The sequence below is a fragment of the Pseudofrankia saprophytica genome, from assembly GCF_000235425.2.
GTDB classification, from domain to species: Bacteria; Actinomycetota; Actinomycetes; order Frankiales; family Frankiaceae; genus Pseudofrankia; species Pseudofrankia saprophytica.
Window position 1 is genome coordinate 5,556,723 of the sequence record NZ_KI912266.1, and the last position, 14,759, is coordinate 5,571,481.

A 14,759-nucleotide genomic window follows, 5' to 3' on the forward strand; every position below is an offset into this window, starting at 1 on the left:
GAGGTGCGGACATGAGCGAGACAACGATCCAGACAGCCCAGGCGACGACGGAGACCGCGGAAGCGACGCAGACCGCGGAGGCGACGGAGGCGGCCCACCGGCGCGAGACCTTCCGCATCGCCGACGCGCCGTCGCTGCACGAGAGCGGGATGATGTCGACGCCGGTCATGACCCCGGAGGCGCCCGAGCAGTTCATGGAGTGGGTGTCCGGTGGTGGCCAGGTCGTCAAGGTGCTGTTCGGTGACCCCGAGGCCGGCGGGATCAGCCTGGTGTGGTCACGGTTCGCCCCGGGCTACGTGCTCCCGCGCCATTCCCACAGCGCCGACTGCCTCTACTACGTGACCCGTGGCGAGCTGCGCATGGGCAGGACCGTGCTGGGCGAGGGCGACGGGTTCTTCCAGCCGGCGGACCGCCCGTACACCTACACGGCGGGCCCGGACGGCGTCGAGATCCTCGAGTTCCGCACCAGCAGCCCCTTCGACATGAAGATCACCGAGAGCCTGCCCGGCTGGGGACGCGTCCTGGAGGCGGTGCGCGCCAACCGCGACCAGTGGGCGGCGCAGCCGCAGGCCTGAAGCCTGCCCGGCGCCATGCCCTTCCCCGCGCGTTCCGCGACACCAAGACGACTCCGCGGCACCAAAACAGTGAGGCTCCCCGCTCGCCTCGACGGCCAGCGCGATACGGGCCGAAAGACGGCGGAGAGGGCTTACCTACCGATGAGAGGAGACCGGCGATGACCCGCGCCATGGACTGTCTGGTAAATGTCGACTTCGGCGATGTGAAGAAGCAGCCCGACTGGATGGTCCGCGTCAAGGAGGACTACTTCAAGGGCGGCGACGACTTCTTCAAGAGCCCCGAACTGCCCGAGCTGCTGGACGACATGGACGCGAACGGCGTCGAGCGGGCGATCCTCATCGCCAAGGTCGGGAAGACCGACGGGCGGGCGTTCCAGTTCGCCGAGGCCCGCCCCGACCGCTTCGCCCTCGCGATCGGCGGCTTCAACCTGCTGCGCCCCATGCCTGCGGTCCGTGCCCTGGAGTCCTACGCCCGCGACTACCCCGTCGTGTGCACCAACGTCGGCCCCAGTTTCTGGGGCGACGGCATGTACCCACCCACCGACCCGGTCTACTACCCGATCTACACGAAGTGCTGCGAGCTCGACCTGCCGCTGTGCGTCAACACCGGCATCCCCGGCCCGCCGCTGCCGGCCGAGCCCCAGAACCCGATCCACCTCGACCGGGTCTGCTACCGCTTCCCCGAGCTGAAGCTGTGCATGATCCACGGCGCCGACCCCTGGTGGGACACCGCCATCCGCCTGATGATCAAGTACCGGAACCTGCGGCTGATGACGTCGGCGTGGTCGCCGAAGCGGCTGCCGGCCTCGCTGCTGCACTTCATGTCCACCCGCGGCAAGGACCGGGTCATCTTCGCCTCCGACTACCCCGTCCTGTCCTTCAAACGCACCCTCACCGAAGCCGCCGCCCTCGACCTCACCGACGAGGTCCGCGACAACTGGCTCTACGCCAACGCCAACGCCTTCTTCTTCGGAGAGAAGTCCGGCTCATGACCGATCTGTACTGGGACCCGATCGCTCCCGAACTGCGCGACGACCCGTATCCGCTCTGGCGGCGGTTACGGGACGAGGCGCCGGTGTACCGCAACGACCAGTTCGACTTCTACGCGCTGTCCCGCTTCGAGGACATCGAGGCGGCCCACCGTGACGCCGAGACGTTCAGCTCGAGCCACGGCACCACCCTCGAGACGATGGCGCCGGAGCCCCAGGACACGGCGATGATGATCTGGCTCGACCCGCCCAAGCACACGACGCTGCGCAAACTGGTGTCGCGCGCGTTCACCGTCCGCCGGGTGACGGCGCTGGAGGAGCGCATCCGCGAGATCTGCGCGGAACTCCTCGACCCCCGGATCGGCTCCGGCGGTTTCGACTACGTCCAGGACTTCTCCGCGATCCTCCCGCCGACGGTCATCTCGATCCTGCTCGGCGTCCCCGGCAGCGAGCGCGACGAGCTGCGCCACATCGTCGACGACGTCTTCCACATGGAGGAGGGCGTCGGCATGGCGAACGAGGTGTCGCTGAACGCGCTGACCGAGCTCGGGCTGCGCCTCGGGGCGCACTTCGCCGACCGGCGCACGCATCCGCGCGACGACGTCTTCACCGATCTGGTGAACGCCGAGGTCGCCGACGAGGTGACGGGCGAGCCGCGCCGGCTCACGGACGTGGAGCTGGCCAGCTTCGCGATCCTGCTGTTCAGCGCCGGCAGCGAGACCGTGGCCCGCCACCTCGGCTGGGCCGCGAGCGTACTCGACGAGTACCCCGACCAGCGGGCCGAACTGGCACGCGACCCCGCGCTGATCCCGGGCGCGATCGAGGAGATCCTTCGCTACGAGCCGCCGTCGCCGGTGAACGCCCGCTGGACGAACCACGACGTCACCCTGCGGGACGCGACGATCCCGGCGGGATCCCGCGTCATCCTCATCACCGGCTCCGCCGGCCGCGACGAGCGGAAGTACCCGAACCCCGACGTGCTCGACGTCCACCGCAAGGTCGACCTGCACATGACCTTCGGCTACGGCATCCACTTCTGCCTCGGAGCGGCACTCGCCCGCCGCGAGGGCCGCATCGGCCTGGAGGAGACGCTGCGGCGGTGGCCGCAGTGGTCGGTCGACCGCGCCGCCACCGAGATGCTCTACACCAGCACCGTCCGCGGCCCGCTGCGCCTGCCCATCCGCGTCTGACGGCCGGGCCGCCGTAGGCCGCGATCGCGGCCTACGCTTCCGGCCTTCATCTCCCGTATTGAATACATTATCAACAAGGAGATGACGTCTCGAACAAGGAGATGGCGTCTCAGAGGAAGGAGCGCACGATGGCGGAGGACGAGTTCCGGGCGCGCTACGGGCCGTGGGTCGTGGTGGCCGGCGCTTCGATGGGGATCGGCGCCGCGCTGTCGCACGAGGCCGCCCGGCGGGGCTTACACGTGGTGCTGCTCGCCCGGGGCAAGGACCAGCTCGAGGCGACCGCGGCCGAGGTCGCCGCCCAGCACGGCGTCGAGGTACGGACGATCGCGGCCGACCTGGCGTCGCCCGACATCGGTGAGGTCGTGGCCGAGGCGACGAAGGACCTCGACGTCGGCCTCTTCGTCTACAACGCCGCGGTCGGGCCGAACAGCCGGTTCATCGACGGCGACCTCGACCTGCACCTGCTGTCCGTCGACGTCAACTGCCGCACGCCGGTGATCCTGTGTCACCACTTCGGCCGCCGGCTGGTCGAGCGCGGCCGGGGCGGCATCGTGATGATCAGCTCGATGGGCGGCACCCAGGGTGCGGTCAACTTCAGCACCTACAACGCCGGCAAGGGATTCCAGTGGATCCTCACCGAGTCCCTGTGGACCGAGCTGGCCGACCGCGGCGTGGACGCCGTCAACGTCTTCGTCGGCGCCACGTCCTCGCCCAACTACAACTCGTTCCAGGAGACGCTGGACCCCGAGCTGTGCGGCCGCGTCGACACGGACGACCCGCTCGACCGGGCCCGCTCGCGGCTGATGCGGCCCAGCAGCCCCGAAGAGGTGGCGACCGCGTCCTATGACGGTCTCGGCCGGGGACCGGTGGCCTACACCCACCCCGACGACGCGTTCGTGTCCCAGCGGTGCTTCGCGCTGCCCCGGGACGAGGCGACGCTGGTGTGGCGGGCGCTGCAGGAGACCTCCACCCGGCGCCCCGACCGGGTCGCCCGGTGAGCCGGCGCCTGCGGGTCGTCCAGTGGACGACCGGCAAGACGGGCAGCGCGGCGGTACGCGGCATGGTCGACCATCCGGTGCTCGACCTCGTCGGCTGCTACGCCCACTCCGCCGACAAGGTCGGCCGCGACGTCGGCGAGCTGTGCGGGATCGACCCGATCGGCGTCACCGCCACCGACGACGTCGACGCGCTCCTTGCCCTCGAGCCCGACTGCGTCTCCTACATGGCGTACCGGCCGAACTTCGACCATCTGGAACGGATCCTCGAGTCCGGCGCCAACGTCGTGTCGACGATGTACATGATGGCCGGCTTCGGCTACGGCGAGCAGGCCACCCACCGGCTGCGCGACGCCTGCCTGCGGGGCGGCTCGTCGCTCTACGCGTCGGGCATCTACCCCGGCCACGCGCCGATGGTCGCCCTCGCCGCGAGCGCCATGTGCAGCCGCGTCGAGCGCCTCTCGATCCTCGAGTCGCTCGACATCTCCGGCTACGCCAACGAGCAGATGTTCCGCGCCCAGGGCTTCGACCTCGACCCCGACGACCCGGCCGCCCGGGAGGCGTGCGAGGCGTCGTGCGGCTCGTTCAAGGACCAGATCCCCGTGCTCGCCAGGGCGCTCGGCGTGCGGATCGACGGCGTCGGCTTCCGCGTCGAGTTCGCCACCGCCAACCAGGACACCGATTTCGGCTACATGACCGTGAAGAAGGGTCGCATCGCCGGCTTCAAGGGCACTGTGTCGGGCGACAAGGACGGGCGCTCACTGATCGAGTGCAGCTTCGTCTGGAAACTCGGCGAGGACATGACGCCGAACTGGCCGGTCACCCACGGCTATGTGATCGAGCTCGACGGCGTGCCGGGCGTCCGGGTCCGGCTGGAGCCGCAGGGCGACCACCTCGACGGCACCGTCACCACCGCCATGCCCGCCGTCAACGCCATCCCGCTGGTGTGCGCCGCGCAGCCGGGAATCGTGAACCTGATGGACCTGCCGCTGGTCCGCGCCGCCGGCCAGTTCCGGCCATGATCGGGGACCTGCTGCGGCTCGACGGCCGCACTGTCGTCGTCGCGGGCGCCGGGGGCGGCGGCATCGGCACGGCGGTGTGCGCGGCGGCCGCCGAGCTCGGGGCCAGTGTCGTCGGCCTCGACGTCGACAAGGCCGCGCTGGCCGCGGCCGAGGCGGCCGTCCACGGCCCGTTCCGCGGCGTGGTCGTGGACGTGCGCGTGAAGGACGAGGTCGACGCCGCGTTCGCCGACGCGGTCGCGACGTTCGGCTCGGCCGACGGGCTGGTGCACGTGGTCGGCGGCCAGCGGCCCCGGCACTGGCAGCCAGCCGACGACTTCCCGCTCGCCGACCTCGACGAGGTCCTCGACCTCAACCTGCGCTCGGCGCTGCTCACCAGCCAGGCCGCCGCCCGGGCGATGACCACGGCGGGCCGGGGCGGCAGCATCGTGCACATCGCGTCGGTCGCCGCGTTCTTCGCGGCGCCGTACAGCCTCGCCTACAGCGCGGCCAAGGCCGCGCTCGTCTCCCTCACGAGGACGACCGCCGCCGAGTGGGGCCCACGCGGCATCCGCGTCAACGCCGTCGCGACCGGCACCATCCGCACCCCGCACAGCCGCGGCAACGACGCCGCCGACCAGGCCCGCGACGCCGTGCTCGCCCTGCGACGGCGCGGTACGCCGCGCGAGCTGGCCGGTGCCGTGATGTTCCTGCTCAGCGACCTCGCCGGCTTCGTCACCGGCCACACCCTCACGGTCGACGGCGGCTCCACCATCCGCCCCTCCTACCTCGGGCCGGACGACGTCCCGGTCTTCATGGAGGACGGCGACCTACGCCAAAGACTGCTCCAGGACCAGGCACGGAGGACCAGCTGATGGCCGAGTCCGGCACCGACACACGGGCGGCGTTGCTGGCGTCCGGGTCGTACTTCGAGGTCGTCGACGAGGATGTCCGCGGCGTCCGGATGCCCGTGTTCCGCCACCGCGCCCGGTCGCTGCGCGAGCTCCTCGACCGGACCGCCGGGTTCGGCGAGCGGACCTATCTCGTCGACGGCGACGTGCGGCTCAGCTTCGCCACCCACCTGGCACACGTCGACGCCCTGGCCGCCGCTCTGCGGGACAGGTTCGGGCTGCGCCAGGGTGACCGCGTCGCGATCTATGCCGCGAACCGCTGGGAGTGGGTCGTCGCCTTCTGGGCCGTCGCGACGACCGGCGCGATCCCCGCCGCCTTCAACAGCTGGTGGACGCCGGACGAGTTCGCCCACGCCTCGGCGCTGGTCGAGCCGGCGCTGGTCATCGGCGACGCGCCGCGGCTGGCCCGGGCGGCGCAGGCCGCGGGCACGCTCCCACTGCTGGACCTCGACGAGGTGCCCGGCCTCGCCCGGGCGCACCGCGGCGCGCGGCCGGCGCCGGTGACGGTCGACGAGGACGACCCGGCGGTTCTCATCTTCACCAGCGGCACCACCGGCCGGCCCAAGGCCGTCAGCACCGCGCACCGGGGGCTGTGCGGCCTGGAGCAGGTCAACAGGTTCACCGAGATGCTGGCGATGGTCGCCCTGGGCCGGCCGGTCCCGGCGTCCGTCGACGACCTGCCCGTCCGCGACGACGTCGTGCTCGTGACCTCGCCGCTGTTCCACACCTCGATGCTCTACGGCGTCGTGCTGCGCGCGGCCGCGGCCGGCACGGCGGGCGTCCTGCTGCCGGGACGCTTCGACCCCGAGCGCGTGCTCGCCACGATCGAACGGGAGCGGGTCACCAGCTGGCTCGCGCTGGGCAGCGCGGCCCCCCGGGTCTGCGCCTTCCCGGGCCGCGACCGGTTCGACACGACCAGCCTGCGCCACATGGGCGTCGGCGGCGCCCCCGTCAGCCCCGCCGTCCAGGGTTCGATCCGGGAGACCTTCCCCGGGGTGGCCCGGACCCTCAGCATCGGCTACGCGAGCACCGAGAGCGTCGCGGTCGTCGCCAACCTCAGCGGACCGGCCCTCGAACGGCACCCCGCCTCCACCGGCCGGGCGAGCGTGACCACCGAGGTCGAGCTGCGCGACCCCTACGGCGCGCCGGTGCCCGACGGCACGCTGGGCGAGGTGCACGTCCGCAGCCCCTACCTCATGCTCGGCTACTGGAACGATCCCAAGGCCTCGTCCGAGGTGCTCAAGGACGGCGGCTGGCTGGCGATGGGTGACGTCGGCCGGCTCGTCGACGGCCTGCTGTACATCGACAGCCGGGCCCGCGACCTGATCCTCGTCAGCGCCGAGAACGTCACGCCGACCGAGGTCGAGCACCGGCTGGAGGCGCACCCCGACGTGGTCGAGGCCGCCGTCTTCGCCGTCGACGACGACCTGACCGGCGACGCGGTCTGCGCAGCCGTCGTCGCCGGTCCGGACGCGAAGCTGGACGAGGGCGACCTGGCCGCCTGGTGCCGGTCCGCCCTCGCGCACTACAAGGTGCCGACCCGCTGGCACCTCGCCCACGACCCGCTCCCCCGCACGGCCACCGGCAAGCTGCTCAAGCACGTCATCCGCGCCCAGGTCACCGGGACACGACCGTCCGCCCCCCAAGGAGGGGATGACGGGAACAGGGGCCTCTGAACCGCCGGCTCACCCGAAGGGCAGCACGACGGTGCGGGTCTCCAGGTAGGCCTCGACGCCCTCGGGGCCCATCTCGCGGCCGATCCCGGACTGCTTGAACCCGCCGAACGGGCTGCGCGGCTCGACGATCGCGACCGAGTTGACCGCGCAGGTGCCGGTGCGGATCCGGCTGGCCAGCGCGACGCCGCGGTCGAGGTCGGCGGTCCACACCGAGCCCGACAGCCCGTAGTCGGAGTCGTTGGCGATCGCCACCGCCTCGTCGGTGTCGCGGTACCGGATGACCGTCACCACCGGGCCGAAGATCTCCTCGCGGGCGATCCGGCTGGCGTTGTCGACGTCGGCGAACAGCGTGGGCTCGACGTAGAAGCCGGCGTCCAGGCCGGCGGGGCGGCCGCCGCCGACGACCAGCCGGGCGCCACTCGCCTTACCGTCCGCGAGGTAGCCCTCGACGCGGTCACGCTGGCGGCCCGAGACCACCGGGCCGACGTCGGTGCCGGGGTCGCGGGGGTCGCCGACGACCAGGCCGCGCAGCTGGTCGGCGAGGGCGTCGACGATCTCGTCGTAGCGCGCCGCCGGGGCCAGGATGCGGCTCTGCGCCGCGCAGACCTGGCCGTTGTTCTGCAGGCCGGAGTCCAGCAGCTGCGGGACGACCGTGGCGAGGTCGGCGTCCTCGAGGATGATCCCGGCCGACTTGCCGCCGAGTTCGAGCGTGCACCGCTTCACGAGCTGTCCGCAGGTGGCGCCGACGGTCCGGCCGGCCGCGCTGCTGCCGGTGAACGACACCTTGTCGACGCCCGGGTGGGCGACCAGGTAGCGGCCGAGGTCCGCGCCACCGGGCAGGATGCTCACCGCGCCGGGTGGGAGGCCGGCGTCGAGAAGCACCTCGGCGAGCAGGAACGAGCTGACCGGCGCCTCGGGGGGCGGCTTGAGGATGATCGGCGCGCCCGCGGCGAGCGCGGCGCCGAGCTTCATGCAGGCGAGGAAGACCGGGACGTTCCACGGCACGATGCCGGCGGCCACGCCTACCGGGACCTTCTGGATCAGGCAGGGCCCCATCAGGCCGGCCCGCCGCTGTTCGAAGGGAAACCGCTCGGCCAGCTCGGCGTAGCCGTCGAGGACCATCGCGGGCGCGATCGCCTGCCCGAACAGGGAGAACTTCGCCGGCGAGCCCATCTCGTCGGTGATCACCCCGGCCAGCTCCTCGGCGCGGGCCTGCAGCCCGGCCGACACCCTGCGGATCACCTCGGCGCGGTCCTTGCCGGTGGTGGCCGCCCAGTCGCCGCCGTCCAGCGCCGCCCGCGCCGCGCTGACCGCCGCGTCGGCGTCCGCCGCGCCCGCCAGCGGCACGGTGGCCACCAGGCGCTGGTCGTGCGGCGAACGGACCTCGATGCGTTCGGCCGAGGCCGGGTCCTGCCAACGGCCGCCTACGAACAGCTGGTCGCGCTCGATCACGGTGGTCATGCCGTCACCTCCGGGAAAGCAGATCCATGGGAAAACCGCGCCGGTGACGTCAGGAACCCGCCGACGGGAGCAGGACGGGCTTGACCACCTTGCCGGACAGCGAGGCCTCCTCCGCGGCGTTGATCGCCTCCAGCGGGAAGGTCTCGATCAGCCGGTCGAACGGGAAGCTGCCCGCCCGCCACAGCTCGATCAGCCGGGGGATCACCACCTGCGGGTCGGCGCCGCCCTCGAGGATTCCGGACACCCGCTTGCCCAGCAGCGCGACCGGGTCGAACGTGACCGGCTCGGTCTGGATGCCCACCAGCCCGCAGTGCCCGCCCATCCGCAGCGCGCCGACCGCGTTCGTGATGACCCCGACGTTGCCGGTGGTGTCGAAGGTGTAGTCGGCGCCGCCGCCGGTCAGGCCCTGGATCTGGGCGACGAGGTCGGCGCTCGCCCCGTCCAGGACGTGGGTCGCGCCGAGCTCGGTGGCCAGCTCCAACCGATGCTGGTGCAGGTCAATCGCGATGATCGTCTCCGCGCCGGCGACCTTCGCCGCCATGACCGCCGCGAGGCCCACCGCGCCGGCGCCGAACACGGCGAGGCTGGCGCCCGCCCGGACGTTCAGGTCGACGAGCACCGAGCCCGCGCCGGTGAGGATGCCGCAGCCGAGCGGCCCCAGCTTCTCCAGTGGCAGGTCGGAGTCCACGACGACGACGCAGCGCTCCGCGGCGACGCAGTAGGTCGCGAACGACGACTGGCCGAACCAGCGCGACGCGATCTCGCCGCCGGCGGCATCCCGGACTCCGGTGGTGCCGTCCAGGCGCCGCCCGAAGAAGTTGCGGAACAGGAACAGGTCGCAGTACGGCGGCGCGCCCCGCTGGCAGCTCGGGCACTGGCCGCACGAGTCGAACGAGAGCACGACGTGGTCGCCGACCGACACCCGCGTGACGCCCGCGCCGACGGCCTCGACCACACCGGCGCCCTCGTGCCCGGTGATGATCGGCGTCGGCGTCGGCGCGCCCTCCTGCCGCGGCACGATGTCGGTGTGGCACATGCCCGCGCTCACGACGCGGACGAGCACCTCGCCCGCCCCCGGCGGATCGAGCTCGACCTCCTCCAGCACGTACGGCCCGTCCGCCTGCCGCAGCACCGCCGCAGTCGCCTTCATCCCGCGCTCTCCCAGCTCTCCGAGTGTCCAGAAAGTATGGCATAGATCTAGATGTTTCAATACGGGGGAGCCGCGTCAGCGGTGCAGGTGCGGTGGCTGGGTCAGCGGCAGGTCCAGGTGGGTCCGCAGGCCGGGCGGCGCGGCGACGACGGTGGGGATCGCGTTGACGGCCGCCATGGCCGTCCAGATCCGGCCCCAGTAGCCGATGTCGCCGTCCGGGCCGGGGTCCGTCGGCTCGTAGTTCACCCGGAACGAGGGCAGGCCGGTGAAGTACAGGGCGTATTTGGCGTTCTCGTATCCCCAGTCAGGGTCGGTGGTGTCGTCCATCCGCCAGTAGGACCGGAAGATCACCACCGGTTTGCCGCCGTTCCAGACGCGCCACTCAAGGCGCATCCCGGCGACGTGCCCCTTCCTGATCGAGCCGGCCCGCACGGTGACGTCCCGGACCGCGACCGCCGGCTCCCACCCGAAGTCGTAGTCCTCGACCTCGATGCCCAGGCCCGCGGCCAGCAGGTAGATCGACTCCTTGAAGGTCCGGCCCATGGTGTCGAACATCCGCGGCGGGTCGGCCAACAGGTCGTCGGGGTCCCGGCCGAACCCGAGGCCGTCGAACATCATCGCGGCCGAGGGATGGTTGCGGAAGTCGCCCACCTCCTGGACGACGAGCTCGTCGATGCGCGACGCCAGCCGGGCGAAGGTCAGGGGCAGCAGGTCACCGGCGAACCCGGGGTGGATCCCGGAGCCGAACAGCGACACCCCGCCCTCCTGGCAGGCCGCCTCCAGCCGCTCGCGCACGTCGGCGTCGAGCGCGTCCGGGTAGGTGAAGCCGGACGGCGTCACCAGGTTCTTGCCGCTGCGCAGGATCCGGGCGATCTCGTCGAGGTCCACGTACAGGGGCGCGTAGTTGACGCAGTCGGCGTCCAGCGCCAGCAGCGCCTCGGCGTCGCGCGTCGCGAGCACGCCGACCGGGTCGATCCCGGCCAGCTCGCCGACGTCCCTGCCGCCCTTCTCGTCCGACGTGACGTAACAGCCGACCACCTCGAAGGCCGGGTTGTCGACCATGTGCCGGACCGAGATCTGCCCGATGCTGCCCATCGCCCACTGGATGACCCGTAACGGAGGTGCGGTCGCCATGATCGATCTCCTCGTCTCTGGATGTTCCACGCGCCCGCGCGCACTCCGCCACCGGCGCCCTGGCCCGCCGTCCGCGAGTCGGAACCCGTCCGCGACGCCTCGACACGGACCACCTATAGGTCTATATGATTCTGGTGTGACGAGCGTCAAACTCCACCATGTCGTCTACTGCGTCCGGCCCGAGAACCATGAACGGGCAGCCGACTTCTGGCGCGGTCTTGGGATGACCTTCCAGGAGATGCCGCTGGCCGAGGAGGGGATCCGGGTCCTGCTCGACTGGTCGGCCGGCATCGAGATCATCTCGCCCACCGAGCCGGTGGGCACGGAGACGGCCCGCTTCTGGGCGTTCCTCGAGGAGCGCGGGGAGACCGTCTACTCGGTGGTCGTCCGCACGGCCGACATCGAAGGCCCGATCTCGATCGCCGCCCGGCACGGCGCCCAGGTCCGCTACCAGCAGCACCGGGAAACGGGTGACGCGGTCATCGACGAGGCCGACCTCGAGCCGGTGTGCGGCATGGCGGTGACCCTGCTCGCGACGAACCTGCCCGACTGACCGACCGGGCCGGTCGCCGAGCGGGTGATACGGAGGATCGATGTTCGAGGACAACCAGGTCGCGATCGTCACTGGCATCGGCCCGGGCATGGGCCGCAGCATCGCGCTGGGTTTCGCCCGCCGCGGCGTCGACGTCGTCCTCGCCGCCCGGCAGCGCGCCCGCCTCGAGGCGGTGGCCGACGAGATACGCCAGGCCGGCCGCGAACCGCTGGTGGTGCCGACCGACATCACCGACCGGCCCTCCTGCACCGCCCTCGTCGAGGCCGCGGTGGAACGCTTCGGCGGCGTCGACTTCCTGGTCCAGAACGCCCACCACGAGGGTGACTGGGCCTCCGTCGCCGACGCCGACCCCGAGAGCTGGCGGACGGTCTTCGACGTCAACCTCTACGGGACCCTGTACCTCGTCCAGGCCACGCTCCCGGCGATCCGCGCGCGCGGCGGCGGAGCGATCGTCCTGGTGAACACCGGCGCGGTGCTGTCGAACCCGCCCAGCCTCGGGGCCTACACCGCTTCCAAGGCGGCGCTCGCCGCCGTCGCCCGCACCCTGGCGGTCGAGGCCGGGCAGTGGGGCGTCCGGGTCAACGGCGTGTTCCTCGGCGGCGTGCTCGGCGACAACATCCTGCACGCGGCCGAGCACCAGTCGGCGGCCGAGGGCATCACCGTCGAGGAATGGCTCGACCGGCGGGGCGCCACGCTGCCGCTGCGGCACATACCGACACCCGACGAGTGCGCCGGCGCCGTGCTGTTCCTGTGCTCGGACCTGGCCGCCGCCGTCACCGGGCAGCACCTGAGCGTCAACGGCGGTCAGTGGACGACCTGACCGTGGGCGCCAGCCCGCCGGTCAGCCCGCGGTCCTGACCTCGCCGTTCCGGTGGACCCCGGCGTGGCCCACCGGAACGGCAAGCCTTCAGCCGATCCGGCCGTCCCAGGTGCGGGCGTCCCGCACGACGTCCCGGAACGGCTTGCGCGCGTCGAAGCTCGGCTCCCGGGGCAGCCCCAGGACCCGCTCGCCGATGCCGTTGCGCTGCACCTCGTTCGTGCCGGCGGCGATGGAGACCATCCGGCCGTTCAGGTAGGTGGTCGCGGGCGCCGTCGCCGACTCGTCCGCGCCCTGCGGCCACAGCAGCGCCTCCGCCCCGCCGACCTCGACCGTGATCCGCGCCCGGATCGGGGACAGGACGCCGGCGGCCAGCTTGCCGTACGCGGCCACCGCCGGCTGGGGCGCCGCCGAGCCGCGCAGCTGGGCGCCGATCCGCAGGCCGAGATGATATTGGGCGAAGTCGTTGATGTGGGCACGCGCGATGGCCTGCCGGGCGACCGGGTCCTCGATCCGGCCGGCGCGGCGGGCGAGCTCGACGAGGTCGGGGGCCAGGTCGCGGGGCTCCGCCCGGGCCGGGCCGAAGCTCCCGGCGCCGCGCTCGTGGACCAGCATGGTCTGCGCTACCGACCAGCCCTGGTTGATCTCGCCGATGACGTCCTCGTCGGACACGACGACGTCGTCGAGGAAGGCCTCGCAGAACCCGGACGCCCCGTTGATCTGCCGGATCGGGCGCACCGTGACGCCCGTGGCGTCGGTGGGGACGGCGAACCAGGTCAGGCCGCGGTGCTTCGGCACGTCCCAGTCCGTGCGCGCCAGGCACATCGCGTAGTCGGCCTGGTGCGCGCCCGTGCTCCAGATCTTCGACCCGTTCAGCACCCACCGGTCGCCCTCGCGGCGCGCCGTGGTCCGGATGCCGGCCAGGTCGGAACCGGCCTCGGGCTCGGAGTAGAACTGGCACCACAACCGCTCCCCCGCCAGGATCGGCGGGATGTGCCGGCTCAGGAACTCCGGCGACGCGTGCGCGAGCATCGACCGGGCGATCGCGGTGAACGTGACGTGGCCCGCGCCGCCGAAGTGCGGGGTGACGAAGTCCCGCGACTCCTCCCGGAACACCCGCTCGTGCTCGGCGCCGAGCCCTCGGCCGCCGTACTCCCGCGGGAACGAGATGCCCGCGTACCCGGCGTCGAACAGCTTGCGCTGCAGCGGCCTGGCGGCGGCGACCTGCCCGTCGGTGCGCGCCTCACCGCCGTCCTGAACCCCCACCGGCCGCCGCCGCAGGTTCGCGGCCAGCCACGCCCGCACCTCGGCCCGGAACTCGTCGAGCCCGATCACGCCACCAGTCCCCACCGCACCCGTGCCCGCGCCGCCCGTCCCCGCGCCGCCCGTCACGTCGTTCGTTCTCACGTCGCCCGCCGCCTCGTCCGTCATCGCTCGCACCCCCGCCTAGATCCCGGACAGCTGGCACAGGCGCTCCCGATGCCAGCTCGGGTCGCCGAAGAACGCCGCGTCCGTCGTCAGGCGGCGCAGGTACAGATGCTGGTCGTGCTCCCAGGTGAAGCCGATCCCGCCGAAGACCTGGAAGCAGCTCTGGGCGAGGTCGACGCCGCTGTCCCCGACGAACGCCTTCGCCATGCTCGCCGCCTCCAGCCCGTACCCGTCCGAGCCGGCCGGGCCCTCCGACGGCGCGGGCGCGTCCTGCCCGCCCGGCCCGTCCATGCCGCCTGCCTCGCCGAGGCGCCGCGCCGCGGCCGTCGTGATCGCCTTGCTCATCTCCAGCGCCAGGCTGGTGTCCGCCAGCGCGTGTTTCAGGGCCTGGAACGAGCCGATCGGGCGGCCGAACGCGATCCGGTCCTTCGCGTACTGGACGGTCATCGCCAGCTCGCGGTCCATCGCGCCGACCGACTCGGCCGTGGTCAGGACGCAGGCGAGGGCGAGCTGCCGGGCCACCAGCGCGGCCACCCCGCCGGCCGGCGCCCGCAGCTCGCCGGATGACCCGACCGCGACGCCGTCGAGCTCCAGGCGGACGAACCGGCGGGGGAGGTCCAGCGACTCCAGCGGCACCACCCGCAGGCCGGGAGCGTCCGCGGGCAGCAGGAACTGCCCGAGCCCCGCGCCGCCGTCGTACCCGTCGATCCCGGCGCCGTCGCCGGCCGCGGCGGTGACGAGATACCAGCCGCCCGGGCCGGCGTCCTCCACGAACGTCGCCTGCCCGGACAGCCGCCAGCCATCGGCGGCCTCCGTCGCCGACACCGCCCCGGCCGCGGCCGGGCGGCCGACCGGCGCGGGCCGCGACAGCGCCGCCGTCGT

General features: G+C 72.5%; 14 protein-coding genes. 9 read left to right on the forward strand and 5 right to left on the reverse strand.

Annotated features, from left to right (window positions below):
* Positions 1–11 precede the first annotated feature (11 nt).
* The 7 genes from FRCN3DRAFT_RS0223455 (at position 12) to FRCN3DRAFT_RS45845 (ending at position 7,334) form a co-directional block, all read left to right on the forward strand.
* Positions 12–575 carry a cupin domain-containing protein gene (locus FRCN3DRAFT_RS0223455; protein WP_007511182.1) on the forward strand — a complete coding sequence of 188 codons (564 nt, stop codon included), beginning with the start codon at positions 12–14 and terminating at the stop codon, positions 573–575.
* 158 nt (positions 576–733) lie between these two features.
* Entirely contained in the window at positions 734–1,567 is an 834-nt protein-coding gene (locus FRCN3DRAFT_RS0223460) for an amidohydrolase family protein (protein WP_007511181.1), read from the forward strand.
* The gene (locus FRCN3DRAFT_RS0223465) at positions 1,564–2,754 is read left to right on the forward strand and encodes a cytochrome P450 (protein WP_007511180.1); all 1,191 of its coding nucleotides are present in this window, start codon (positions 1,564–1,566) and stop codon (positions 2,752–2,754) included. The genes FRCN3DRAFT_RS0223460 and FRCN3DRAFT_RS0223465 overlap by 4 nt, the downstream gene beginning before the upstream one ends.
* 128 nt (positions 2,755–2,882) lie before the next feature.
* Complete coding sequence (locus FRCN3DRAFT_RS0223470) at positions 2,883–3,752, forward strand: SDR family NAD(P)-dependent oxidoreductase (protein WP_007511179.1); 870 nt, start codon at positions 2,883–2,885, stop codon at positions 3,750–3,752.
* Positions 3,749–4,771: an NAD(P)H-dependent amine dehydrogenase family protein gene (locus tag FRCN3DRAFT_RS0223475; RefSeq protein WP_007511178.1), complete on the forward strand. Its 1,023-nt coding sequence runs from the start codon at positions 3,749–3,751 to the stop codon at positions 4,769–4,771. Before FRCN3DRAFT_RS0223470 ends, FRCN3DRAFT_RS0223475 begins: the two co-directional genes overlap by 4 nt.
* Positions 4,768–5,622, forward strand: a complete 855-nt coding sequence (locus FRCN3DRAFT_RS0223480; protein ID WP_007511177.1) for an SDR family NAD(P)-dependent oxidoreductase — start codon at positions 4,768–4,770, stop codon at positions 5,620–5,622. The genes FRCN3DRAFT_RS0223475 and FRCN3DRAFT_RS0223480 overlap by 4 nt, the downstream gene beginning before the upstream one ends.
* Complete coding sequence (locus FRCN3DRAFT_RS45845) at positions 5,622–7,334, forward strand: class I adenylate-forming enzyme family protein (RefSeq protein ID WP_007511175.1); 1,713 nt, start codon at positions 5,622–5,624, stop codon at positions 7,332–7,334. The genes FRCN3DRAFT_RS0223480 and FRCN3DRAFT_RS45845 overlap by 1 nt, the downstream gene beginning before the upstream one ends.
* 9 nt (positions 7,335–7,343) lie before the next feature.
* Here FRCN3DRAFT_RS45845 and FRCN3DRAFT_RS0223490 read toward each other — a convergent pair whose 3' ends face one another.
* From FRCN3DRAFT_RS0223490 to FRCN3DRAFT_RS0223500, 3 genes are all read right to left on the reverse strand, one after another.
* Positions 7,344–8,795, reverse strand: a complete 1,452-nt coding sequence (locus tag FRCN3DRAFT_RS0223490) for an aldehyde dehydrogenase (RefSeq protein WP_007511173.1) — start codon at positions 8,793–8,795, stop codon at positions 7,344–7,346.
* A 49-nt stretch (positions 8,796–8,844) separates the two neighbouring features.
* Positions 8,845–9,945 carry an NAD(P)-dependent alcohol dehydrogenase gene (locus FRCN3DRAFT_RS0223495; RefSeq protein ID WP_007511171.1) on the reverse strand — a complete coding sequence of 367 codons (1,101 nt, stop codon included), beginning with the start codon at positions 9,943–9,945 and terminating at the stop codon, positions 8,845–8,847.
* A gap of 75 nt (positions 9,946–10,020) precedes the next feature.
* The gene (locus FRCN3DRAFT_RS0223500; RefSeq protein ID WP_007511169.1) at positions 10,021–11,079 is read right to left on the reverse strand and encodes an NAD(P)H-dependent amine dehydrogenase family protein; all 1,059 of its coding nucleotides are present in this window, start codon (positions 11,077–11,079) and stop codon (positions 10,021–10,023) included.
* Between the two features lie 136 nt (positions 11,080–11,215).
* On the opposite strand from FRCN3DRAFT_RS0223500, the gene FRCN3DRAFT_RS0223505 reads away from it, so the two are divergent.
* Together FRCN3DRAFT_RS0223505 and FRCN3DRAFT_RS0223510 are read left to right on the forward strand one after the other, a co-directional pair.
* Positions 11,216–11,632, forward strand: a complete 417-nt coding sequence (locus tag FRCN3DRAFT_RS0223505) for a VOC family protein (protein WP_007511167.1) — start codon at positions 11,216–11,218, stop codon at positions 11,630–11,632.
* A gap of 40 nt (positions 11,633–11,672) precedes the next feature.
* Positions 11,673–12,452, forward strand: coding sequence for an SDR family oxidoreductase (locus FRCN3DRAFT_RS0223510; protein WP_007511165.1), 780 nt, complete (start codon positions 11,673–11,675; stop codon positions 12,450–12,452).
* Positions 12,453–12,539: 87 nt separating this feature from the next.
* On the opposite strand, the gene FRCN3DRAFT_RS0223515 is transcribed toward FRCN3DRAFT_RS0223510, so the two are convergent.
* Together FRCN3DRAFT_RS0223515 and FRCN3DRAFT_RS45850 are read right to left on the reverse strand one after the other, a co-directional pair.
* Entirely contained in the window at positions 12,540–13,880 is a 1,341-nt protein-coding gene (locus FRCN3DRAFT_RS0223515) for an acyl-CoA dehydrogenase family protein (RefSeq protein ID WP_007511163.1), read from the reverse strand.
* Positions 13,881–13,895: 15 nt separating this feature from the next.
* Positions 13,896–14,759 (reverse strand): acyl-CoA dehydrogenase family protein (locus FRCN3DRAFT_RS45850; protein ID WP_007511161.1); only part of this gene is annotated, 864 nt, incomplete at its 5' end.

Coding starts and splice junctions, on each gene's coding strand:
- FRCN3DRAFT_RS0223495 (WP_007511171.1), bottom strand. CDS start 9,945: ATGAAGGCGACTGCGGCGGTGCTGCGGCAGGCGGACGGGCCGTACGTG.
- FRCN3DRAFT_RS0223500 (WP_007511169.1), bottom strand. CDS start 11,079: ATGGCGACCGCACCTCCGTTACGGGTCATCCAGTGGGCGATGGGCAGC.
- FRCN3DRAFT_RS0223515 (WP_007511163.1), bottom strand. CDS start 13,880: ATGACGGACGAGGCGGCGGGCGACGTGAGAACGAACGACGTGACGGGC.
- FRCN3DRAFT_RS0223455 (WP_007511182.1), top strand. CDS start 12: ATGAGCGAGACAACGATCCAGACAGCCCAGGCGACGACGGAGACCGCG.
- FRCN3DRAFT_RS0223480 (WP_007511177.1), top strand. CDS start 4,768: ATGATCGGGGACCTGCTGCGGCTCGACGGCCGCACTGTCGTCGTCGCG.
- FRCN3DRAFT_RS0223510 (WP_007511165.1), top strand. CDS start 11,673: ATGTTCGAGGACAACCAGGTCGCGATCGTCACTGGCATCGGCCCGGGC.
- FRCN3DRAFT_RS0223465 (WP_007511180.1), top strand. CDS start 1,564: ATGACCGATCTGTACTGGGACCCGATCGCTCCCGAACTGCGCGACGAC.
- FRCN3DRAFT_RS0223470 (WP_007511179.1), top strand. CDS start 2,883: ATGGCGGAGGACGAGTTCCGGGCGCGCTACGGGCCGTGGGTCGTGGTG.
- FRCN3DRAFT_RS0223490 (WP_007511173.1), bottom strand. CDS start 8,795: ATGACCACCGTGATCGAGCGCGACCAGCTGTTCGTAGGCGGCCGTTGG.
- FRCN3DRAFT_RS45845 (WP_007511175.1), top strand. CDS start 5,622: ATGGCCGAGTCCGGCACCGACACACGGGCGGCGTTGCTGGCGTCCGGG.
- FRCN3DRAFT_RS0223460 (WP_007511181.1), top strand. CDS start 734: ATGACCCGCGCCATGGACTGTCTGGTAAATGTCGACTTCGGCGATGTG.